Source organism: Methanosarcina barkeri str. Wiesmoor (assembly GCF_000969985.1).
Classification (GTDB): domain Archaea; phylum Halobacteriota; class Methanosarcinia; order Methanosarcinales; family Methanosarcinaceae; genus Methanosarcina; species Methanosarcina barkeri_B.
Map to the genome: position 1 here is coordinate 1,172,179 of NZ_CP009526.1, position 22,875 is coordinate 1,195,053.

Below are 22,875 nucleotides of genomic sequence, written 5' to 3' on the forward strand. Positions count from 1 at the left end.
GTAAAAATATTTATTTTTTCTAACGGCAATATCTCTTCTAACGTCAGTGTTGAGCTTTTATCACTTTCAACCCTTTGTTTTTTGCTTCACATACTTTGTTTTTCATTTCGGAAATTAATAAAGATATTTATTTTTCCTTTTGTTCAATTTTTATTCAAATGAGTTTCAGGGTAAAAAGAGCTTTTATTAACCTAATGCTTTTGAAGACTGGTAGGAACAATGAGAATAAATAATTCATAAGTAGTATAAATGGTCATGAAAAAAATGAAAACTGATAAAAAATGAAAAGTGATGTAAAAATGAGATGTGAGAATAAGAGGCTTTTCTCAGTATATTTTATTAAATACAAAAGATGAATGCACTGGAAAGTCCAGAGCGTTCGAAACTCTTAATATAAGTTTTTTCAGGTGCGTCTTCTTCCCAGGATGCCTGTAACTGCGAGAAGTCCTGCTATAGCAAGGACAGGACCGAACCCTGGAGTATCTTCAGGTTCTTCATTTTGCGCCAGAGCTGATGATTCATCTTTTTCCTGATTGGAGTCAGTTTTTCCCTCAGGCTGCTCGCTGCTTCCTTCAAGAGAAATTGGTACTCCTACATAAATAACAGGAGTGTCCGAAATAACCTCTCCTGAGTATTCGTCAAGGTCCAGGAAACTTGCTTTGCAGGCAGGTAGGTGGATTTCCCCTTCTTTATGCATTTGCAGTATGTAAGTTACTGTTTTTGAACCGCCGCCGCTTCCGATAACCTGCTTGAAACTGGTTTCCCCGCTTATTAGTTTAGCTTCAGGAGGTACGGTGTCGGTTACTGTCACACTTGAATCAACGTTTCCTGTGTTTTTTACAGTGATCATTACAGTCAGTTCATCTCCAGAATTCAGTTGCTGTCTGTTAATGGTTTTTGTAACTGATATCTCAGGCCCATAAATTTTTATCTTTTCCGAGTTATTAGATCCTGCGTCCCCATTCTGCCCATTGGGCAGGGTAAAGTTAGCCGTTGCTTTTGGGAAGGTGAATTCTCCAGGTTTTTCAGGAATCAGGGTGTATTCAAAAACTTTTTCAGCTAATTCTCCGGATTTAAGGGAAAGGGTCTTCTCGAGCACCACGTCTTTCTTAAGGTGTGTTTCGGACGCAATCGAATCCTTAAGTACGATATCATCTATGTCGCAGAGCCCTGAGTTCCGGACATTGACCGAGACATGGATAGGCCTTCCCATGTGATTGTCTCTTGTAATAAATTTTGAAATAACAAGGCCCCATTTTTTTTCTATTTTTATGACTTTGAAGCCTATGTCTTCGTACTTCTCGTCCCTTACATCCTCGCATGTAATTTTTGCAGTTATATTAAGTTCGGTGTCTTCCCACGGCTTGGGAGCTTTCAATGTAATGTTCACAGGTTCAAGAGCCTCATCTTTAAGTACATCTCCAAGCGTATACTTCTTTTTTCCTTTAAGGATCTCCATTCCAGCCGTGTCGATAGTTAGAACGGCATTTTCAGCTTTTGCGTCTCCATCGTTTTTAATCTCTACCAAGACATCGATTGAACTGTCTCCGGTAGATTTCGAATCATATGTGTCTTTTTTGGTTTCAACGTCTATGTCAAACTCTGGCTCTCCTTTTATAAGGATATCAAGTTTAGCATAAGGGTTCCAGTTTCCTGTCTTGAATTCCTTTCCATCCTTCTTGAGAGTCTCATAATTCGGGTCCACTTTCTGGGCATAAACCTTTACCCTGTCGTCATATACGACTTCCATGCCTGCGGAAAGCGGAGATGTCTTCAGTTTTTCCCCATCCTTTGAGATTGAAACAAAAACTTGTTTGTTATCATTAAAATCTTCTGCCTTTATATCATAGCCGTTAACTGTTACTGTATTCCCCCAGTACAGTGTTGCTCCATCCTTTTTCTCTACCCACTCGATGTCTTCTTCCGCAAGAGCGATTATTGAGAAAGCCGAAGTGAAGAAAACGGCAAGTAATGCGATCAGTGCAAGCTTCTTCGCCATAGTTACCTTCCTTGAATTTGATCTCTTTATACTGGATTTTCGCACTGGAAGCATGCATTTTGAGCTGCTGTAATGGCTACGGCTCTTTATGTTTTTTATATTTTATAATTTATATACAATTACTAACTGTTTATTCACAAGTGATACCAGTCATATGATACCAGTCGTATTTTATTATTCGATGCATTGATTTTGCCCCAGCACTCCCCTATGATTTACATTTTCTAACTCGATGTTAAATTAACTCCAATTTCATGGTTTCCCCATTGAAGTCCAAGATCATTTAATGTTCTGTAATTTGCTTGTCTACACTGGTTAGATCTACATGGTAGTATTAAGGCCGTTTTAATCCGAAATTTGTCTAAACTCTATAAGTTATCTTGGTATCTCATATTTTAATTTTTTGTACTGTTTTCCTTCTTGAATAAACTTCTTATATAGTGTCGTTTTCTTTTTAAGTTGTGTATCTCTAACAGAATCAGGAAAGGAAGTCTCGGAAGTCTCTAAATCCAATCAAGAAGTAGCAGTCCCTTCCGGATATAAGAGGTTTTTTCATGGAACTTATGAAAGTCGTAGAAATTCTCGAAGAAATCGCGCCACCTGAACTTGCTGAAGACTTTGACAAAGGCAGGATCGGGCTAATTCTCAATTTGGAAAACAATATAGAAAAAATTGCAGTTGCCCTCGATGCCAGTTCTTACGTACTTAAGAAAGCTGCAGAAATGAGAGCAAATCTTCTGGTTACCCACCACACCCTTATCTTCCATCCGATAAACAAAATTTCAAAATCCCTGGCTGAATCCCTCAGGCTTGCCCTTGATAACGGGATATCCCTTTACAGTATGCATACAAACTATGATAGGGCCGAAGGAGGTATTAATGATGTGCTTGCTGCAAGGCTCGGGTTAAAGAATCTCGAAAATGTGGAAATTGGCAGAATAGGAGAGATCGAACCCTGTACTTCGGCTGAACTGGCGTCTCATGTTTCGGAAACCCTGAAAACTCCTGTCATGTATGCCGGAGAAAAAAAGGGGATGAGGCGGGTAATGGTCTTCGGTGGCAGTGGCTTTGCAAATGAGTTCCTTGAAATTGCAAGGGCAAATAGAGTTGATGCCTTCATATCTTCTGAACTTAAGCATAATATTCTCCGCGAGTATGAGGATCTCTGCCTGATTGACGCCACTCACTATGCTACGGAAAATCCGGGCATGGAGGCTTTATGCTCCAGACTACATGAAATTTCGGGGCTTGAAGTGGAATTTATCGAACAGCCTTCCGGACTCAAGGCGATTAATAAAACCTGAACATCTTTCTGGGTTCTATCCCATAGAGGAAGATTCTGAAAAACTCAAACTAAAAATGAGACTAAAAATGAGACTTTAACTAAAACATGATTTTAATTAAAATAATGCCCTAATTAAAATTATTGAGAATAAGTTTACGCAGAAATGTAGATTACAGCGAAAAAATGTTTTAACTCTGTGAACGTAGGAGTAATTCTAATATGACAGAAAAAAAGGATCAAAGTAGACCAGATCTAGGAAAAAAAGATGAAAACAGAGCGGAAATAAAGAAAAAGAATAAAAATATGGAGGAAGAACTTACAGAAGATTCCTTAGAATCAATGCTTGAAGAACAATCCAGAAACCAGGTTCGTTCGGATTACCGGCGTAGTCTGGGCAATGAATCTCGTAGAAGATACATGGAATGAACTTATATGTGATGAATTTAGAGTGGATGTAATGAATTCAGAATGGATTTCTCTTTTTCCAGCAAATCATTTTTAAAATTTTCATATGTTGTTTTCTTTTCTCTTTTGCTTCAGTTTATCTGAAACTTCACTAACGTTTCAGTTTAACTTGATTTATACTCTTTAATACCTATTGGCTCAAATAATATCCTTTTTCACAGCTTTTCTATATCATTTTTCACAGCTTTACTTCTGGCTCTGGTCTCAACCGAGTTCAAATAGCTCTCAATATGTTCGCGTACCAGCTGCACTTTTTCAGTCTCTGGCATTGAGTACAGAATTGCCTCAAGATAGCCGTGTTCTCTGAGAAGGGAAAAAGCTGCAGGAAAACTAATGTCAAAAATCCAGCTCAGGCGAAGGAGTTTAATGTCATTCCGGTTTTTTACATCTGCAAGCTTTGCCATCCTATTATTCAGAACATCCGCAACTATATTTTCCGAACATCCAGGCGTATCGGGAATATTGAGTTCAAGGGCTGGATTCCTGAACTCTTCTTCTTTCTCATAATCTTCACTCACAAGCTTCAGGATATCAAGCTTATCGGCGTCCCTGATCAATTTCAAATAAAAAAGGAATTCGCTGGTAGTTTCTGTGCATTTGGGAATCTCCATGCGATTATGATATTCCACAGCTTTCAGGATTATATCTTTTTCTTTCCGAGATAGAATAGAAAGAATCCCGGTATTTTCCAGGATTTTTACGCCAAGTAAAGCATGATCTTCAGATTCTGAGTCTTTGAACGTCCTGTATTTAGTAAACTGTTCAAAGCGGCCCAGGTCATGAAATAAGGCTATTGTTTCAGCGAGCCTGCAATCTCTCTCCTCTAAATTTTCTGCTTTGGCAAGTAAAAGAATATTTTCACATACTCTCGTCGTATGTTTGATTTTTAGCTCAACGTTTTCCTGGATAAAGACTTCAGGAGAGGAAAATTGGTCTACATAATCCAGAAACCATTTTTTGAAAAAGTCCAGGTCTTCCTTCTGCATGCTTTTTCAATAGGATTTTCAATGTATAACATTTTCGTATATCTACGGAGGCTTTGAGGCTATAATCTAATCGTTAATTTTATTCTTTATTATTAATTTTAGTCTTTATTACTACGGGAGCGCAGAGGGTCACGAATACCCTATTCTTTAGATTGGGGATGAAGTGAACCCTCGCCTCTTTTTGGTTTCGTTTAAACCTCTGTACCGTTGCTTCTTTGTAAAGTAGGTTTCTTAGTCTCATGGTTACATAAGTTGGTAATGAAACTCTGCATCAAGGAAGTCTTGTAAATGGATACTTAACTATTCCCCAGAAACCGGGCGGGAGGCCCGAAGCATACCCCATCCTTTAGGGTGGGGTGGCCGCACGCAATTTGATTATTAATCTTAATCTTTATTAATTTTATCCTACTGTAAAAATGTTTTTATTTTACGATTTATTATTTCTCTAACCATAATATACTTTTGAGTTAGATATAATGACGATCCGAGGATTCTTTTTAAACTCCACAACTTTTATATGGGGGGACTCGCCAAATTAAATGGTAATGTATGGGGCCGTCCCCTTAAACTGAATAAATTATCCACGGGTGATGCAAAAAGATTTTATCTAGTTACTTTTATTCTTTAATTGTTCGCGCTTACGCAGGTATAGAGACAGCACAGAATAGTGAGTATAATTAGTGAGTATAATGATAGTTTGAGACTCTTTATGAAAAGTCTTCATAAGAACTCATTAGAGTAAACAGGGGTATTTAATGAGCTCAATTAGGAAAAATAATTTGATTGTTGGTTTTTTTATTCTCCTTGCATTGATGCTATATTTCTTTTCAGGTTTTTTATCTGTTGCAGGAGCTGTTACAGGTAAGGAGCTGGTTGCAGAAGACTATGAGAAGAATGAAGTTAATGAAAAGACTGAAGTCGCTCCTGATCTTTATGAGATAATGGCACAGCGCCCATCTTCTATAGAAGGCTTGATTGATAAGGGAAATGCGTTGTACTCTAGTAAAAAATATCAGCTCTCTGTAAACTGCTATAATGATGCACTTAAGATCGATCCTAATTCTTCATTGGCCTGGTATGGAAAAGGATGTTCTCTGGCCGAACTGGGAAAGAATGACCAAGCAGTCAACTGTTATGAGAAGGCTCTTTCAACCTTTCCGGTCTCTCCCGAAAACTGGTATAATAAGGGTAACAAACATCTTGAGCTAAATAACTATGTTGAGGCTATCAACTTCTATGACAAAAGCTTTGCTGCAAATACCTATCTCTCTACGGTATGGTACCGAAAAGCTCTTGCCTCTGAGCAGCTGGGGCTTGATCAGGAATCTCTGAACTCTTATGATAAATCTATTGAACTGAATTCCAATTCTTCCAGCTCTCTGCAGATGCAGGGAATGGCTTACCTCGGACTTGAGAAGTATCCTGAGGCAATTGAATACCTTGACAGCGCTCTTAATATTACTCCTGACAATGCTGAACTCTTGTATCAGAAAGGAGTAGTTCTTGATAAATCCGGTGATTACGAAACTGCAATAGACTGTTATGACAAAGCAATTTCTTTTAATCCAGATCTGGTAAATGCCTGGCATAATAAAGGTGTTAACCTTGAAAAGATGGGAATTTATGATGAGGCGCTTACTTGCTACGAGTTTGTTCTTCTGTCCGAGCCTGAAAATCTTGATGTTTTACAGAGAAAAGGTGTATGCCTTGAAAAGCTTGGAAGAAATGATGAAGCTCTTCAGTGCTATGACGAGGTTCTGGTCTACGATCCTGGCAGTTCCGAAGCCTGGTATAGTAAAGGTTCTCTGCTTAATAAGACCGGCCAATATGACGCTGCAATAGCGTGCTATGATAAGGCGCTTAACCCGGACACAGGGGTTCAGGTTGAGGAAATCGGAAGTGATTCGCTCGAACAACTAAATGTTTACGAAGCTGCACTTCCATCTTATCCCGAAAATCCTGAATTTAAGTCGTCACCTACAGTTAAAATCTGGTACGAGAAAGCCCTAGCTTTTGATAAGCTTGAAAAATACGAATCTGCGATTGAGTGTTATGATAAGGTTCTTGAAACAGAGTCTGGACATGCTGTTGTCTGGTATCTAAAAGGCCTGGATCTTGAAAGGCTTGGCAGGTACGAAGAGGCAATTGAATGCTATGGCCGAGCCCTGAAACTGGACTCCGGGTATGCTAAAGTCTGGTATCGGAAAGGCTTAGACTCTTCAAAAATCAAAGACTACAAAGATGCAGTAGAAAGCTATGATAAAGCTCTCGAGATTGATGAAAACTATACCCTTACCTGGGCTGGCAAGGCTTTTGCCCTGGCGAAACTTGGAGAATACGAAAGTTCGCTCACATGTTACAACAAAGTCCTTGGGGCTGTGCCCAGCAGCGCAGTTGCCTGGTACAATAAAGGGCTTGTTCTTGATGAACTCGGAAAGCATGCAGAAGCTTCTGAATGTTATAACCAGACTCTTCTGATCGATCCCGAATATTCGGCTGCGCGCTTTAAGTTGAACAAAAACATGAAACAGGACTCAACAGAAGCTCTAATATCAGAGCATGTTAAAAACAATAGTGCAGATGCCAATCCTGCCCAGATGCTTTCTGGAGGTTTCTGGGCATATCTTCTGAACTATGAATACGCAAGCTCAGAAGACCGCGATGAGCCTTCCGAAGATCTGAACCTGTTTAGCCCCGATATCAGTTACGATGCCGCATGGTATGGAAAGGCCTCAATCTACGGTAAACTCGGAATGTACGACGATGCACTTAATTCTTATGATATGGTGCTTGCAATTAATCCTGCACGTGCTGAGGCCTGGTATGAAAAAGGCTCGATACTTGATAGGTTAGACAGAAGTGAGGAAGCTCTGGAATGCTACAGGAAAGCCCTGGACCTTGATCCACAGTCAAGTACAGCTCTGTATGGGATAGCCTCTACTACAGGTGATCTTGGAAAGCTTGAAGAAGCAGTCAGTTACTATGACCAGTTGCTTACTCTAAACTCCAGTAACTCAGATGCCCTCCTTGGGAAAGGTCTTGCTCTCTCGAATCTGAGCAGGTATGACGAGGCAATTTCCTGTTACACTAAACTTCTTAACTCTGAGCCTGAAAACCTTGAGGCGCTCAGAAGTCGGGCTTTTGCTCTCTCGAAATCCAATAAATCCAATGACGCGCTGGCAGATTACGATAGAATAATTAAGCTTCAGCCTGAAAATTCCCAGATCCTGGCTGAGAAAGCCTCTTTACTTGAGGCACTTGGCAGGTATGAGGAAACTGCTGCATGTTATGAGAGAATGCTTGAAATCTCACCGAACAACAGGGAGATAATTTACAAACAAGGAAAAGCTCTGGAGAACAGCGGAGACTTTGAGGGAGCAGTGGGCTGTTACGATAGAATTCTTGAGCTGGATCCGGGCAATGTGGGTGCTTACAATAACAAAGGCTTTGTGCTCTACAAGCTGGAAAAATATCAGCAAGCTATTGACTGTTACGATAAGGCTCTGGAATACAGTCCAGACAATGTTACAGCCTGGTATTTCCAGGGCTGTACTTATCTCACGTTAAGCAGCAATAAAGCAGCCCTTAATTGTTTCAACAAAACAGTACAGCTTAAACCTGATTGTATCACAGCATGGTATAACAAAGGATACATTCATAACATGATGGGAGAAACTGAAGAAGCAGTTTCATGCTATGATAATGTCCTTGCAATTAGTCCGAACTCACCTTCGGCTCTTTACAATAAACGGTTTGCGCTTTATACTCTAAAGAAACTAGATGAGGCTGCTGCATGCAAGGCAAAACTAGATGAGATAGATCCAGGTTTTGTGGACGCTCTGCAGGAAAGAGGAACTAAGTTCTTCCTTCCTGAATATTATAATAGCACTCTGAATTATTCCCTGCCTTCAAGATGGTACGGAGGAGAAGAAAATGTCTCAGGAAATGTAAGTACAAACACGACTGCACCTTTATTAGGAAAGATAACTGAATCCTCCGACAGCCCGGAAAATAACAGCAGCAATTATAATACTACGGAGCTTAATGATGGACAGGAAAGCGAGGATCCTACTGAGCTTGAGTATGGGCAGGAAAGTGAATATTCGGAGCTTGATGATGAGCAGGAAAGTGAGGATCCAGATTATTGGTATGTTCCCGAGCCTGATGGGTGAAGAGAAAATAGCAGTGAAGAATGGAGTATTAAGGAACCCGACTAAAACTCAAATTCCGGAAAATTGAAAAACAGAAACCTTTTCCGGTATGCATTTAGCTGCATACCGGTACGATTTGCCTTTCTCTTTTTATGCTACTACCCAGGTTTATTAACTTTTTCTGTCTTATTATTTTTTTCTCCTAGTCTGTTAGCTTTTTATTATTTTTTTTGGCTTATCAACTCTGTAATACTAATTCTGTAACTTTTGCAAATAAAATTCTTTATCCTGAAAGTTTTAAACTTCATGCCATCCTAACCGTAAGCATCCATGACAGACAATTCCAATGATATCGAGGCAAGGCCTAAGGCTGGTGCCCATACCTCGAGAGAAAGCAAGCATACACCGGAAGATTATATTGAAAATCCAGATAACCCTGGTTCAGGCCCCTCTTCTTTAAGGCCTGAAATCCCACCTAATGTAATCATAGTTCGGTATGGCGAACTTGCCCTTAAAAGTACAGGGGTTCGGAACTGGTATGAGAAAATTCTTATGAAGAATATTGCGGCAATGCTGGAATCTCGAGATATTCCATATTTCCAGATACGTCGGGAATGGGGCCGGATATTTATCGAGACTATGGATTTCCGTGCGGCTGAAGCAGCTGCTGACGTTTTTGGGATTGTCTCTACTTCCCCTGCATTGACAACTGAGCCTACCCTTGAGAGCACAGCCAGTGTATGTGCTACCCTGGCTAAGGACCTGGTTTTAGAAGGCGAATCTTTTGCGGTCAGGGCTAGAAGAAGCGGGAACCATCCTTTTTCTTCGGTGGACATAGGCAGAACCTGCGGAGATGCCGTCTGGAGTGCTCTGGAAAAAAAAGGGAAGCATCCCAGAGTTGACCTTAGTTCTCCTGATAAAGAAGTTTTTGTAGAAATGAGGCAAAATCTCGCTTACGTCTATCTGGAAACATTTAAAGGAGTAGGGGGTCTTCCTCTAGGCACACAGGGAAGTATGGTTGTTTTAATGTCCGGTGGGCTTGACTCTCCGGTTGCAGCCTGGCTTATGATGAAACGCGGAGTTATGATTATTCCGGTATACTGTAATACTTCGCCCTATGCCGAGAACGCCGCAAGAGAACGCGCTTTTGAATGTATTCGCCAGCTCCAGAAATGGGCTCCAGGGCATCAGTTTAAGACTTATGAACTTCCTCACGGCCCCAATCTTCGGACTTTTATCGACATCTGCAACCGAAAAAATACCTGTCTTCTCTGCAAACGAATGATGTACAGGGAAGCCTACGAGGTTATGAAAAAAGAAGGTGCAAGTGGAATTATTACTGGTTCTTCCCTGGGACAGGTAGCTTCCCAAACTGCTGCCAATATGTATGCTGAAATTTATCAGCTTGCTATTCCTATTTACCATCCTTTGATTGCCTTTGATAAAACAGAGATAATAGACATTGCCCGCAAAATCGGAACCTATGATATTTCCAGTCAACCTGCAGGCAGTTGCACTGCTGTGCCTGAGCGGCCTGAAATAGGAGCAAATTATGACCTTGTCGTAACTGAAGAACAAAAAATGGATATCGAGACCATGGTTTTCAATGCTATGAAAGCCGCAAAAGTCCTTAAACTCTGAAAAAGTGATGATTTCTTTCTATTAGTTTTTAAAAGCTTTCAATTAATTTTTAATGTTTTCAATTAATTTTTTACGACATTAACTTGAACTCTAAAAGCTCTCTTATTTTTTCTTTTTTGACCGGCTTTTAAGAAGAGCGATCTCTATATTTTTGCATAGGTCTTCTTCTTTGAAAGGTTTCAAAATATATCCTTCTGGATCTGTTAGCTTTGCTCGTTCTTACGTATGACCACCAAAAGTTACACAGTTATTATAAGCTCTTTTTTATTAATTTTTTATTAATGTTATTGTTACTTGTAAGCCTTTTTAAGGATTATCTCAAAGGATCTCAAATTAGCTTTTAAATCCCTTATCTAATTTGATGCCATTTCTTTAAAAGTACCTTCCAAATGAATTTATCTCCAATCTTATTTTGCATTTCTGTTAATACCAGTAGTTGATATGCTATGAAACTCGATAGAGAATAGAGTTTTCTACTCTGATTTCTCACTCTTTTGATATCAAACTTTACTGTACCTTTAATATGTCCGTGTATCTTTTCACAGTCATTTCTCTTTTTATACTGTTCATCAAAAGTCTCATCTCTGATGTTCTGGGTTCTCAGGTACATTCTTACCTGTTCTTTCCTTCCAGTCTCATATAGAAATTTGAGTTTGTTTTCCATTGGTGCATGAATATCTCCACCGAATTTCCATTTTTTATTTATCCAGTGATTGGTTCTTTCCTTTTTAACTTCTTTGTTAAGATGAGCTCAATCAAATAAAAAAGAAATCTTATGGTTTTGCCCTGATCTTCCTGAAAACATCCTTAAAAGCCAGTTTTTTCGCTTCCTTAATGGTGAAGCCGGCTTTTTCAATATTTTTCACGGTATGTCGGGTTGTATGATCCCCAAGAAGAATAAACAGAACCGGATTAATTAAATGTTCTATGAAGTCAACAAAAGGGTAGTCACTGTGCACATGTTCAAGAGCTATCAGTTCCCCTGATGGTTTCAGGACTCGCCTCATTTCCTTAAGAGCTTTCACAGGATCGGGGATTGTACAGAGGACAAAAGTTGTGATCACATAGTCAAAGCTGTTATCAGGAAATTCAAGATGTTCGGCATCCATAGGATAAAGAGTAATGTTTTTCCTGCCTTCGGCTTTTTCTTGGGCTCGTCGGAGCATCCTTTTACTTTTGTCGATTCCTATTACCCTACAGCTTGCCGGATAGTATTTCAGGTTTCTTCCGGTGCCCACCCCGACTTCCAGAATTTTTCCGCTCAGGCCTGAAAGAGCTTCTTTTCTCCATTCCCGGAAAAAGAAATATTCCAGAGGCAAGTCTATCAGTTCGTATATGGGTGCTATTCGGTTATACTTTGAAACAACGGACATTAAGCAAATTTATGCGTTTTTCATGATTAGCTTTTTTGGGATATGCAAGGAGAATTATCAATAAGAAGGGAAGATGTTTAAATATAGAAAAATAATTTGATAAATCACAAAATTTTTCAATAATTATACGAAGCGTAAAACCTAAGCGTAAAACATTAACGACACAAAAAAGTTAATGAAATGGACTTAGAAAATATGTTTTAATCAGGTTGTTTATCATTTCAATTCCAATTTCCGGGATTATTGGCCTTTCTTCGATGTCTCCGATTATCTGGCATCTGTTGTCGTCCTGATGCATTGAGGGAGTTGTAGCGCAATTATTACCGCCTTTGTACGACTTCCCGGTGCTCGTGTCCTTTAATTCGGTAATTTTTGCAATGGAACTCTTTGTATAATGACACAAAATATAGGAATAGATCATTTTATCTCGCGGTGTTTTATTAAATATTTACTTTTATTATGATATTATATAATACTTTTATTTTTATAATTATCTGGCGATCTTGAGGCTTTATTATTGTATATTATAATTTTGGTCAATAACTAAAAAATCAAAAAGATGGATAATTAATAAGCACTAAAAAGAATGAAAATAGTTAATTTGAGGAGTTTTTCGATAAAGTATATAACAGCAAACATAAAACAAATTATGGAGTTCAAATGTAATGTGGAAGATCTATTTGAACTCCAGGCGCCCAGAAGCAGGTTAGATAACTTTGGAGCAAATTACATTAATTTTGCGTATATTTAAGCTTACTTAAATCCTGCCTCCGGGGTAAAATCCTTAGGAGATAATAAATAGCAATGAATAAAATATTTGGAGTAAGCGCAATATTTGCAACATTTTTGATAGTAACTGTTGTAGTTGTACTGGCAGTAAGTACAACTACAGAGGACGACAAATCAGATATAATAAATAACATTGCCTTCGACAAAAAATTGCTTGACTTCAATGATACACTAGATAATTTTGAAACTGTTACTACAAATCCTACAGCTTTTCTCGATGATGCAGCTGATGGTCAGGTTACACTTAGACTGTTAGGACAAAATTTTGATCTTAAACTTCAGAAAATACATATAGTAAGTGACAACGCAACAATTACAGCAGCAGATGGATCTATCTCAGATGCTCCTAAATCCTATTCGTATACTGGAACAGTTGTTGGGGAAGCAAATAGTAGCGTCGTATTAACAGCAGGGGATGGCGTTCTTATCGGAGAAATAAACGTTGATAATAAAAGTTATTATATTGACCAGACTGCTAAGAAATATAACAACAAAGTTGTCCATATAGTCTATTCTTCAGATGAGATTAAGACGGGAAATATTTTGGCATATTGTACTGTTTTTCCCGTAATTTATTTTGTTCCTCAAGTGAGGAAGTCCTAGTTATAATAGAGAAATCTTAGTTGAGGAATTAACATGTCAAGAAAAAAATTAGTCATATTTGTATGCATATTCCTTTTGTTGATAAGCATTATTGTTTTAATTCCTGTTATTAAGCAGAATATTCTTCTTGACAAAAATGAAAATAATAACGACAAAGAAAGCGGTAATTATTTTTTTATACATAATTGGGGTGATAAAAGCCATGAAGTTACTGTAGAAGTACTCGACTCAAAAAATACCTCTATATTTAACGAATCATATATGTCAGCTCCTAAAAAAGAATACATGAGAAAACAATTTCCATTTACACTGACATCAGGGACATACATTAAAGCTACATTAGACAACAATATTACAAAGACTGAAATGATCTCTAATGATGCTAGTGATCTAGCAATATATATCGATATAGAGATACAACCTGATGATCCATTGGACATAGGCATTGCGATTCCATGAATTAAATCTTATACATTGGTCATCGGTTAAGGAATTTTCTTGCCTGATAGTACGATGTCATAAATCGCTGATATCCGGTTGTACTTCGAAACCGCGGACATTAAATGAACTTAAGCTTTCCTTATGACTAGCCTTTTTGGGATACCGAAAGAAACCGGACAAGTAAGTAAGCCGTGATAGTTTTCAAAAATTTTTACTGAAAAAAACAAGGGCCTACCTGATACAGTTAGCCTTAAAAGAAAAACAAGGATAACTTCCCGAAACCGATTCATATTTAAGCGTTCGAAATAATACCACGCTACAAATCTTACTTTAAATCTTGCATCAAGTATTTCATTTAAGTTTTATATTAAATCTTATAAGCCTCATATCAAATCTCATATTAGTTTCACAAATACTATTGCCACAGATATTAACAGAAATTAGATTCGTATCAACAGGAATATTCGTATCAACAGGAATTATACTTACACCTACTGATATCACAAAAATCAGAGAGAGGAAAACCGATGAGCAATATTTTACGCAGAGGCAGGCTGGAGGCTGCCCAGGACGAGGAAATCTTACGTTATACCTCCTCTATGGAAGCTGACAGGTGGATTTTTGATGCTGACATAGCAGTAGACCTTGCCCACACAGTAATGCTAAAAGAGCAGGGCATCATAAATAGGGAGGACTGCAGTAAAATCCTTAGTGGGCTTTTAAAAATCCGGGAGGAAGGGATGGAAAAGCTCGATTTCAGCTATGAAGACATCCATATCTCTCTTGAGTCAAGGCTCATCGATATGGTTGGGGAAGACGTTGGGGGCAGGATGCATTCTGGGCGTTCCAGAAACGATGAGGTTGCAACTTGTATCAGGCTGGTGCTCAGGGAAGAACTGACCGGGCTGCTTGAAGAAATCCATGAGCTGAGGCAAGCACTTCTAACCCTTGCGGAAAAACATACCGAGACGCTCATGCCTGGTTTTACTCACATGCAGCATGCCCAGCCGACAACACTTGCTCATCACCTCTGCGCCCACGAAGCCGCTCTTGGCAGGGACTTTGACAGGATTCAGGACGCTTACTCCAGGGTAAACCTCTGCCCGCTTGGGGCTGCAGCTTTTGCTTCCACGGGTTTTAACCTGAACAGGAAAAGGACCCAGGAGCTTCTGGGCTTTGACGGCTTGCTTGAAAATTCAATGGATGCGGTTAGCACCAGAGACTTTCTTATTGAATGCGCCTCAGGATTTACAAACCTCATGATAAACCTGAGCCGTATGGCTGAAGAACTTGTAATATGGTCCTCTTCCGAATTCAATTTCATAGAACTGGACGATATGTACGCTTCTACTTCTTCAATCATGCCGCAGAAGAAAAATCCTGACACTGCCGAACTTATGCGCGGGAAAACAGGAGTAGCAGTGGGCGCACTAATGTCTCTGATTACAATCTGCAAAGGGCTTCCCCTGAGTTACAACCGCGACCTTCAGGAAGCAACTCCAAATCTCTGGCGGTCTGTAGAAACGGTAAGGGCTTCAGTAAGGATCATGGAAGGGATGATAAAAACTATGAAAGTCCGTCCTGAAGTGCTTGTTGCCCAGTCAGTTACAGGTTTTACAACCGCAACCGAACTTGCGGATACCTTTGTCCGGGAAACCGGAATTCCTTTCAGGACTGCCCACCAGATCGTCGGGATGCTTGCAAGGGAAATGGAAAAACCAACTCTAAAAAAAATCGATTCCGTTGCCGAAATTGTGCTGGGCGAATCTCTTTCAAGCCGTGGGCTCAAGGAGAAAATGGTAAAAGAAGCCCTGAACCCATTTTCGAACGTAGAGATAAGAAAAATCGCTGGCGGACCAGCTCCCGAAGAAATGCGAAATTACCTCTCGAAAAGGCAGACCGAGCTTGAACTTAACAGGCAGGAAATTGCAACCCTGAAAGATATTACAGACTCAGCTTTTGAAAATCTACTTGCAACCGTTAATGAGTACAGGCAAGCTTGAGATATAACGAAGCAAACTCCATACTTAAGTATACTTGATGTCAATGAACTAAGTATAATACTCAGCATTAATATTACATTGACCTCTTAAACTTAGTATTAATTTCAGTATTAATACTACTTTGACTTATCAGTACCATGCAAAATGCATAATATTGTAAAAGTAGCCAGGTATTATACAAGAATGTCTGTATAATACCGAAATGCTGGTCATCTATACATCATTTCAAAAAGTTGTCATAAAAGGGATTATTTATGGAATTCAAACAGGGCGATCGGGTACGTATTGAAAAGAACGGCACTGTCTACGAAGGTAAAGTGATGCCGTCCATGGAAGGATATATTACAATAAAAATGAACAGCGGTTACAATGCCGGTTTTTCCATGGATAAGGTAAAGATAACTCTTCTGGAAAACAATGGTGAAAACACAAATGGAGGCCTGAACGGCGGAAAAGAACATAAAACGGCAGGAGAGGAGGTCCAGAAATCTGGAAAAAAGCTTCCAAAGGTTGCTATTCTTTCCACAGGCGGAACGATTGCAAGCAAAATCGATTACAGGACGGGTGCAGTAACTTCCCAGTTTACTGCTGACGATATCCTTGCAGCTATCCCTGAACTCAGAGAGATAGCTGATTTCAAAGGCAGGGTAATCTCAAGCATTCTCTCGGAAAACATGGATTCGGAGTCCTGGCAAAACCTTGCACGTGCCATCGTAGAGGAAATCGAGGCAGGTGCCGATGGAGTAATCGTAACCCACGGGACAGACACCATGATGTACACGGCTGCAGCCCTTTCCTTTATGATTGAAACACCTGTGCCCATCGTTATTGTAGGTTCCCAGAGAAGTGCAGACCGTCCGAGCAGTGACAATGCCATGAATGCAATATGTGCGGCCCTTGTTGCTATTAGTGATATTGCTGAAGTTTCGGTTGTTATGCATGGAACAACCTCAGATGATTTCTGTGAGATCCACCGTGGAACTAAAGTCAGGAAAATGCATACTTCCCGCAGAGATGCCTTCAAGTCAATAAATTCCCGACCTATAGGAATCGTGGATTACAATACAAGAAAAATAAAAACTTTCATTGACTATATCAAACGTGGAGAAAGACCTCTCAAATTCAATCCAGGCATGGAACCGAAATGTGCTCTTGTTAAATTCACTCCCGGTTCAGGTCCTGAAATCCTTGACCATTACATTGACAGCGGGTACAGAGGACTGGTTCTCGAAGGTACTGGGCTTGGGCATGTGTCTACAAAATGGATTCCCAAGATTCAGAAAGCAACAGATGCAAAAATGCCTGTTATAGTTACGTCTCAGTGCCTTAATGGCAGAATCTGCGACCGCGTCTATGATACTGGCCGTGATATGCTGAAAGCCGGTGCAATCGAAGGAGAAGATACCCTGCCTGAAATCGCCCTTGTTAAACTTATGTGGGTGCTCGGTCAGACCGATGAATTTAACGAAGCTGTCAAAATGCTCAGGGAAGATATCAGTGGAGAGATTACAAAGTGCTGTTTTAAGTAAAAAATCATTTTTCTTTCTTCACTTCTTTTTCCTGAACCTTATTTTCTTATTTTTTGTTTTCTTATCACAAATGATGAGATGTATGAAGATGAGACCGGGTACGAAAAAGGAGAAGTTAATAAGAGGAAGATTGTTGAGACTGAGATGTTTTCAGTTGACGATCGTATCACAATAATTAGTGGAATAATCGCAATTATGGGAAAAAAGGAAGGAGAGAGTACGTGAGGAGAATTATTCTCACGGACTTTCATGCCAAGGAAAGAGGCTTTCGCCTCAATTAAGATGGTACATAACTAAAGTTAGATAAAACCATTTCTGCATTCTGTCCATTTATCGGTGCCAAATGATTCATAAGCCACATCTGCATCGCAACTCCACCAGTTACATGTGGGATACTTGTCTGATCTGTACAGTTCCAGTCAGAAATGACAGTTCCATTAGAAAGCTTTGTGGTGAAGTGAACATACGTTGGCTCCCAATCAAAACTGTATGTCACGTCTGTGGCGTTTTGGTAAGGAGAGTCGTAAGGTATTGCACTCTGGTAGGCATTTGGCTGGACACTATAACTAAGTCTGTCACTGTATATCCCGCCCCACTGAGTAGCTTCAATATCTATCTCATTAGTATCGTTATGTCGGAAGAACATACCAGCTACAATATTAGGATCGAGATTCAGTATTGGTGATGAGACCGTACACGTATATACACCATAGATATAGTCAGTGGATGTTGTATCAACCTCTGTTGAATACCAGATATCTCCAATTTTCTGGATTGTCAGGTGTAGGTTCTGGTTTTCATCAACCCAAACACTGTTGCTTGAATTGCTCCAGTTGTTACCACCAGGATTACCAGGTACATTTCTTACCCACCACTCTCTACCACACCAGTTTAGATAGGTGTCTGAAGTGTCTGGAGCGTCTGGAGCGTCTGGAGTGTCTGGGGCGACAGAAGATGGTACATAACTAAAGTCAGATAAAACCATTTCTGCATTCTGTCCATTTATCGGCGCTAGGTGATTCATAAGCCACATCTGCATCGCAACTCCACCAGCTACATGTGGGATGCTCGTCTGATCTGTACAATTCCAGTCAGATATAACAGTTCCATTAGAAAGCTTTGCGGTGAAGTGTACATATGTTGGCTCCCAATCAAAACTGTATGTCACGTCTGTAGCGTTTTGGTAAGGAGAATCATAAGGTATTGCACTCTGGTATGAATTTGGCGCGACACCATAGTTAAGCCTGTCACTGTACATCCATCCCCACTGAGTAGCTCCAATGTCTATCTCATTGGTATCGTTATGACGGTAGAACATAGCAGCTACAATGTTAGGATCGAGATTCAGTATTGGTGATGAAACCGTCCACGAGTATACACCATAGGTATAGTCAGCGGATGTTGTATCAACTTCCGTAGAATACCACATATCTCCTACTTTTTGGATTGTCAAGTGTAGGTTCTCGTTTTCATCAACCCAAACACTGTTGTCTGAACTGTTCCAGTTGTTACTACCAGGATTACCAGTTCCACTTCTTACCCACCACTCTTTACCACACCAATTTAGATAGGTGTCTGCAGCAGCGGTGTTTGCGATCAAAAGCAATCCTAATGTACTTAACATTAAGAGCTGTAGATATTTTTTATTCATATTAATCATAATATCAATAGAAAACATCTTTGAAAAATTTTCTTATTTGTCATTAAATAGAAAGGTTAAAGTATTTTTAAAATAATATATAATTTTGCAAAATTCGAGCCTTAATATATGAAAAATTAGAGAACAAAGATTACTTAATTTTAAGATAGTAGCTAAGAGAAAAAATATATCCAATAACACCAGACACCCCCAAAATTTCCGGCATAAATTAATAATTCATTTGTAAACTAACTATTTAATGTATTTTATCCTCTAAAGTTGTATTTTCTTATTTTTATGATAAGCTTAGTAAGTTAGAAATTATGTAAAATATTAGAAAAATTTAGATAAAAAATTCTATAAGTTTTCCAATATTAAAATAAATCTCAAAATAAGAACCTTAACTCAAAACACATCTGCTTTAAGTTACAGATTTCTCTAATTAATGCCCGAAAAGTCTTGATTTATTCACCTTTATTCAATTATTCGCTGACCAGCGTATCGTTTTTACAGATTACTGAATATATATTTCAGATAATACAGATAATTATTTATAAACAATCAGTTCTGTATTTATGTTAGTTATGTTGAAACTAAAAGAAATAAAGAATAATGCAAAAAAGTACATAGAACTATGCAAACTTATATATGTAGATCCTCGAACCCCCAAAACTGCAAAAATACTGTTATGGATCGCCATAGGTTATGCATTATCACCAATTGATTTAATACCGGATTTCATACCTGTAATTGGTTCTCTTGATGACATGATAATCGTCCCTGTGCTTTTATACATTGCAATTAGATCAGTACCCAAAAATGTGTATATAGAAAATTATGTTCAAATTTTGAGTAAATAAGTTTCTAGTGTCAAGAAAATTTAGTTATTGGTCACATGTTAACTCTGAATCGCTACATATTGATGAGAATAAATCAAAAATTATGCTCAATAATTAAATTGCCATAACACTAGCCAGAAAAAGCAGTGTACTTTTTAGATTTTTGTTTTTAAAATTCTACTCGGGTTATATTCGGGCACAAGGTTGTAATATTTCTTAATATTTTAACCAGAAACCACTTGAGTTTTATAAAGGATGTCGAAGTAGTGTTAAGTACTCCTATTTCTCTGAATCTCTACAGAAAAAACAGCTAGAAGCAAAATTAAGAGCTGTTGTGAAGAAATTACAAGAAGCAAGAGATATTCAAAAAGCTGTCATAAACAACAAAAAACTTCCTAAGAAATTCAGAGTAAATAATACGTTGATTGAGATTAATTACTCTTTTAGAACTAAACTAGAAGAGCTGAGTGATGAGGAAGCTATAGAACTCCTGAAAGCTTCACTGATTAATGGAAGTGAAGAATTTTTCTGTCTGAAATCAAACAGGGATTTGACACTTGAAGATGCATTGATAACATACAGGAAAAAGGATTCTATTGAGAAAATATTCCATTCATTGAAGAACGAAATTAATATTAAACCGTTGAGAGTATGGTCGGATGATAACATTAAGATAAATGGGATCAAGGGACATATTTTTGCGAATTTTGCTATTATTAATAGCTACTATTAATAGCTTGATAGTAGCAAAAATGAATGGAATTACATAAAACACATATCCTATTTTTATAAACTCATGCAGAGTGTCAGGTCAATTGGACTAAAAAAGAAGGAGATATTCAGTACCAATTAATGGATACTGTCAAAGTCAGGATTTCTTGCTGGAACAAAAATTGATTCATAGGAACTGGTTATTAAAAATTGCAAACCAAAGTTGACTTTTAACTCGAGTCAACAAGGCTAAAGGGCTATTTTGCCAGAAAGGGCTATTTTGCCAGATTTTGTCAATAATTTTTCAACCCTTTAGCCTCGATTTTTTTATCTTTGTTCAAGTTAAAGATTTATTCACTTTCAGAATATATTCTCAGTTTTGTATTTGTTGTCACTTTTATACAACTTTTATATATTCTGTTTTTGTTACCGTGTTCTTGCCTTTAGCATTCTTTACTGTCAAGTTAACAGTGTATGTCCCTGCTTTTGAATACTTATAAATCGGATTCTGTTGGAATGACTTTGCTCCGTCTCCAAAGTCCCATCTCCATTTAGCAGGTGTCCCTGTGCTCGTGTCAGTAAATTTAACCTTTAATGGCGTTTTTCCTGATGTAACACTGCTGGTGAAGTTTGCCACAGGTTTTGATATCACTTTTATATATTCTGTTTTTGTTACCGTGTTCTTGCCTTTAGCATTCTTTACCGTCAAGTTAACAGTATATATTCCTGCTTTTGAATACTTATGAATCGGATTCTGTTGGAATGACTTTGCTCCGTCTCCAAAGTCCCATCTCCATTTAGCAGGTGTCCCGGTGCTTGTGTCGGTAAATTTAACCTTTAATGGGGTTTTTCCTGATGTAACACTGCTGGTGAAGTTTGCAACCGGCTTTGTTATCACTTTTATATATTGTGTTTTTGTTACCGTGTTCTTGCCTTTAGCATTCTTTACTGTTAAATTAACCGTATATGTTCCTGCTTTTGAATACTTATGAATCGGATTCTGGTGGAATGATTTTGATCCATCTCCAAAGTTCCAGAACCAGGAAGTTGGAGAGCCAGTGCTAGTATCAGTAAATTTAACTTTTAATGGCGTTTTTCCTGATGTTGGAGACGCAGAAAATGCAGCTACTGGCTTTGCTGAAGATTGACTGGATACCTTAATATACCCAGTTTTTACCTCAGAATCGCTTCCATCCTCGTTGAAAACAGTGAGGTTGACAGTGTAGATGCCGGCTACAGCATAAGTGTATACTGGGTTCTGTTCAGTGCTGTCAACAGTTCCATCATTATTGAAATCCCAAGAATAGGATGAGATGTTGCCAATTGATGCATCTGTAAACTGAACATCAAGCGAAGCTTTTCCACTGGTCCTGTTGGCTGTGAAGTTTGCAACCGGAGCTCCAGGTAGAGGTTCACTTACGATAATGTACTCGGTCTTTACTTCAGAATCACTTCCTTCTGCATTTGAAACCGTAAGATTGACTGTGTAATTACCGGCTGATGTGTATGTATGCACTGGGTTCTGCTCTGTAGCATTGTTACCATCTCCAAAATCCCAAATCCATGATGTAGGTGTACCTGTGGATTGGTCAGTGAAGTTAACCGTAAGTGGGGCAAAACCGTTAGTTATGTCGGCATTAAAAGCAGCAACTGGTATTGGTTTATAAATGTCAGGAACCCCTATCGTTACATTCGTATCCCCTGTGGTGTTGTTTTGCCTTTTGATTTCTTCTCCATCAGCCCATTCTTTTGCTGATACTTCTCCTGTAATTGAGTATGTCCCGTTTTTCGTTGTTGCCGGCACGAAAACATCATATATGACTGTTTTTTTACCAGGCCCCATTTCATCAATGAGTGCCCATTGCGTGTTCGCAGCCTGATATATCATTCCGTTGTTCTGGACTGGAGTTACAGTCCAACTGTCTGGAAGGTTTTCGTCAATCCCAGGTGCGTAAAGTGTGCCACCTGAAACTGTGACATTTAAAGTAACTCTTAAGCTTTCTCCTGCTTTCATGCTTGTAGTGTTTAGCGTTCGCTCACCGGTTATATCGGCTGCAAGCGCTGGTGATGCTAAACCTATAATTAGAAAAATGGACAAGAAGGCTAGTAAAGTCATTTTTTTCATAACATCTACTCCGTTTGATCCCTGCCGACCACGTTGATACCTGTTCAAACAGGTATTTTTTAAAAAAACCGATTTTTTCTGAAAAAGGAGGTTCAGTGACAGTATTAAATTCTGCAAGTTTCTTTAGATTCCACTTTTATGCAAGGTCGACACTTACAGTTAAGGATATTGTCAGGAGTATATATATCTAAAAATTTGGCAAAGGATTGTTATCCAAAAAGGAAAAAACTGGAATAAATAAAAAAAGGTAATCTGAATATTACCTCAAAAACCAGTTGCTCCGTACAGGTAGCCTG

Annotated in this window: 16 protein-coding genes and 2 pseudogenes; 11 read left to right on the forward strand and 7 right to left on the reverse strand. The window is 38.7% G+C overall.

The features are described from left to right. Positions 1-403 precede the first annotated feature (403 nt). A complete protein-coding gene (locus MSBRW_RS05195) occupies positions 404-1,999 on the reverse strand; it encodes a BatD family protein (protein WP_011305062.1) in 1,596 nt (531 codons plus the stop codon). 554 nt (positions 2,000-2,553) lie between these two features. Between MSBRW_RS05195 and MSBRW_RS05200 the strand changes: the two genes are divergently transcribed. Together MSBRW_RS05200 and MSBRW_RS23225 are read left to right on the forward strand one after the other, a co-directional pair. Beyond that, positions 2,554-3,303 (forward strand): Nif3-like dinuclear metal center hexameric protein, encoded by a 750-nt coding sequence (locus tag MSBRW_RS05200; protein ID WP_011305061.1) that lies wholly within the window; start codon positions 2,554-2,556, stop codon positions 3,301-3,303. Positions 3,304-3,503: 200 nt separating this feature from the next. Next, positions 3,504-3,710 (forward strand): hypothetical protein, encoded by a 207-nt coding sequence (locus MSBRW_RS23225; protein WP_048102244.1) that lies wholly within the window; start codon positions 3,504-3,506, stop codon positions 3,708-3,710. A 194-nt stretch (positions 3,711-3,904) separates the two neighbouring features. Here the strand turns inward: MSBRW_RS23225 and MSBRW_RS05210 are convergent, their stop codons facing one another. Then, positions 3,905-4,735 (reverse strand): HD domain-containing protein, encoded by an 831-nt coding sequence (locus tag MSBRW_RS05210; protein WP_011305060.1) that lies wholly within the window; start codon positions 4,733-4,735, stop codon positions 3,905-3,907. Positions 4,736-5,490: 755 nt separating this feature from the next. On the opposite strand from MSBRW_RS05210, the gene MSBRW_RS05215 reads away from it, so the two are divergent. Together MSBRW_RS05215 and thiI are read left to right on the forward strand one after the other, a co-directional pair. Further along, positions 5,491-8,907 carry a tetratricopeptide repeat protein gene (locus tag MSBRW_RS05215; protein ID WP_011305059.1) on the forward strand — a complete coding sequence of 1,139 codons (3,417 nt, stop codon included), beginning with the start codon at positions 5,491-5,493 and terminating at the stop codon, positions 8,905-8,907. 309 nt (positions 8,908-9,216) lie between these two features. Beyond that, positions 9,217-10,527 (forward strand): tRNA uracil 4-sulfurtransferase ThiI, encoded by a 1,311-nt coding sequence (thiI, locus tag MSBRW_RS05220; protein WP_011305058.1) that lies wholly within the window; start codon positions 9,217-9,219, stop codon positions 10,525-10,527. 349 nt (positions 10,528-10,876) lie between these two features. Here the strand turns inward: thiI and MSBRW_RS05225 are convergent, their stop codons facing one another. The 3 genes from MSBRW_RS05225 to MSBRW_RS05235 all read right to left on the reverse strand — a co-directional run bounded on the left by MSBRW_RS05225 (position 10,877) and on the right by MSBRW_RS05235 (position 12,321). Beyond that, positions 10,877-11,191: a hypothetical protein gene (locus MSBRW_RS05225; protein WP_011305057.1), complete on the reverse strand. Its 315-nt coding sequence runs from the start codon at positions 11,189-11,191 to the stop codon at positions 10,877-10,879. 109 nt (positions 11,192-11,300) lie between these two features. Beyond that, the gene (locus MSBRW_RS05230) at positions 11,301-11,900 is read right to left on the reverse strand and encodes a class I SAM-dependent methyltransferase (protein ID WP_011305056.1); all 600 of its coding nucleotides are present in this window, start codon (positions 11,898-11,900) and stop codon (positions 11,301-11,303) included. A 172-nt stretch (positions 11,901-12,072) separates the two neighbouring features. Beyond that, a complete protein-coding gene (locus tag MSBRW_RS05235) occupies positions 12,073-12,321 on the reverse strand; it encodes a hypothetical protein (RefSeq protein ID WP_011305055.1) in 249 nt (82 codons plus the stop codon). A gap of 383 nt (positions 12,322-12,704) precedes the next feature. Here MSBRW_RS05235 and MSBRW_RS05240 point away from each other — a divergent pair, with 383 nt between their 5' ends. From MSBRW_RS05240 to MSBRW_RS21805, 5 genes and pseudogenes are all read left to right on the forward strand, one after another. After that, the gene (locus MSBRW_RS05240) at positions 12,705-13,292 is read left to right on the forward strand and encodes a reprolysin family propeptide-containing metallopeptidase (protein WP_011305054.1); all 588 of its coding nucleotides are present in this window, start codon (positions 12,705-12,707) and stop codon (positions 13,290-13,292) included. A 33-nt stretch (positions 13,293-13,325) separates the two neighbouring features. Further along, complete coding sequence (locus tag MSBRW_RS05245; protein WP_011305053.1) at positions 13,326-13,751, forward strand: hypothetical protein; 426 nt, start codon at positions 13,326-13,328, stop codon at positions 13,749-13,751. Between the two features lie 509 nt (positions 13,752-14,260). Continuing rightward, positions 14,261-15,736 (forward strand): argininosuccinate lyase, encoded by a 1,476-nt coding sequence (argH, locus tag MSBRW_RS05250; protein WP_011305052.1) that lies wholly within the window; start codon positions 14,261-14,263, stop codon positions 15,734-15,736. Between the two features lie 254 nt (positions 15,737-15,990). After that, complete coding sequence (gatD, locus tag MSBRW_RS05255) at positions 15,991-17,265, forward strand: Glu-tRNA(Gln) amidotransferase subunit GatD (protein WP_011305051.1); 1,275 nt, start codon at positions 15,991-15,993, stop codon at positions 17,263-17,265. A gap of 48 nt (positions 17,266-17,313) precedes the next feature. After that, positions 17,314-17,490: pseudogene (locus tag MSBRW_RS21805) on the forward strand (IS110 family transposase); the annotation flags it as partial. A 52-nt stretch (positions 17,491-17,542) separates the two neighbouring features. Here MSBRW_RS21805 and MSBRW_RS20135 read toward each other — a convergent pair. Continuing rightward, positions 17,543-18,583 carry a LamG domain-containing protein gene (locus MSBRW_RS20135; protein ID WP_155398122.1) on the reverse strand — a complete coding sequence of 347 codons (1,041 nt, stop codon included), beginning with the start codon at positions 18,581-18,583 and terminating at the stop codon, positions 17,543-17,545. A gap of 905 nt (positions 18,584-19,488) precedes the next feature. Here MSBRW_RS20135 and MSBRW_RS24155 point away from each other — a divergent pair. Beyond that, positions 19,489-19,764, forward strand: coding sequence for a YkvA family protein (locus MSBRW_RS24155; protein WP_155398409.1), 276 nt, complete (start codon positions 19,489-19,491; stop codon positions 19,762-19,764). Between the two features lie 241 nt (positions 19,765-20,005). After that, a pseudogene (locus MSBRW_RS05270) lies at positions 20,006-20,513 on the forward strand (IS1634 family transposase); the annotation flags it as partial. Between the two features lie 338 nt (positions 20,514-20,851). On the opposite strand, the gene MSBRW_RS05275 reads toward MSBRW_RS05270, so the two are convergent. Next, positions 20,852-22,579, reverse strand: a complete 1,728-nt coding sequence (locus MSBRW_RS05275) for a PKD domain-containing protein (RefSeq protein ID WP_011308637.1) — start codon at positions 22,577-22,579, stop codon at positions 20,852-20,854. Positions 22,580-22,875: the final 296 nt, after the last annotated feature.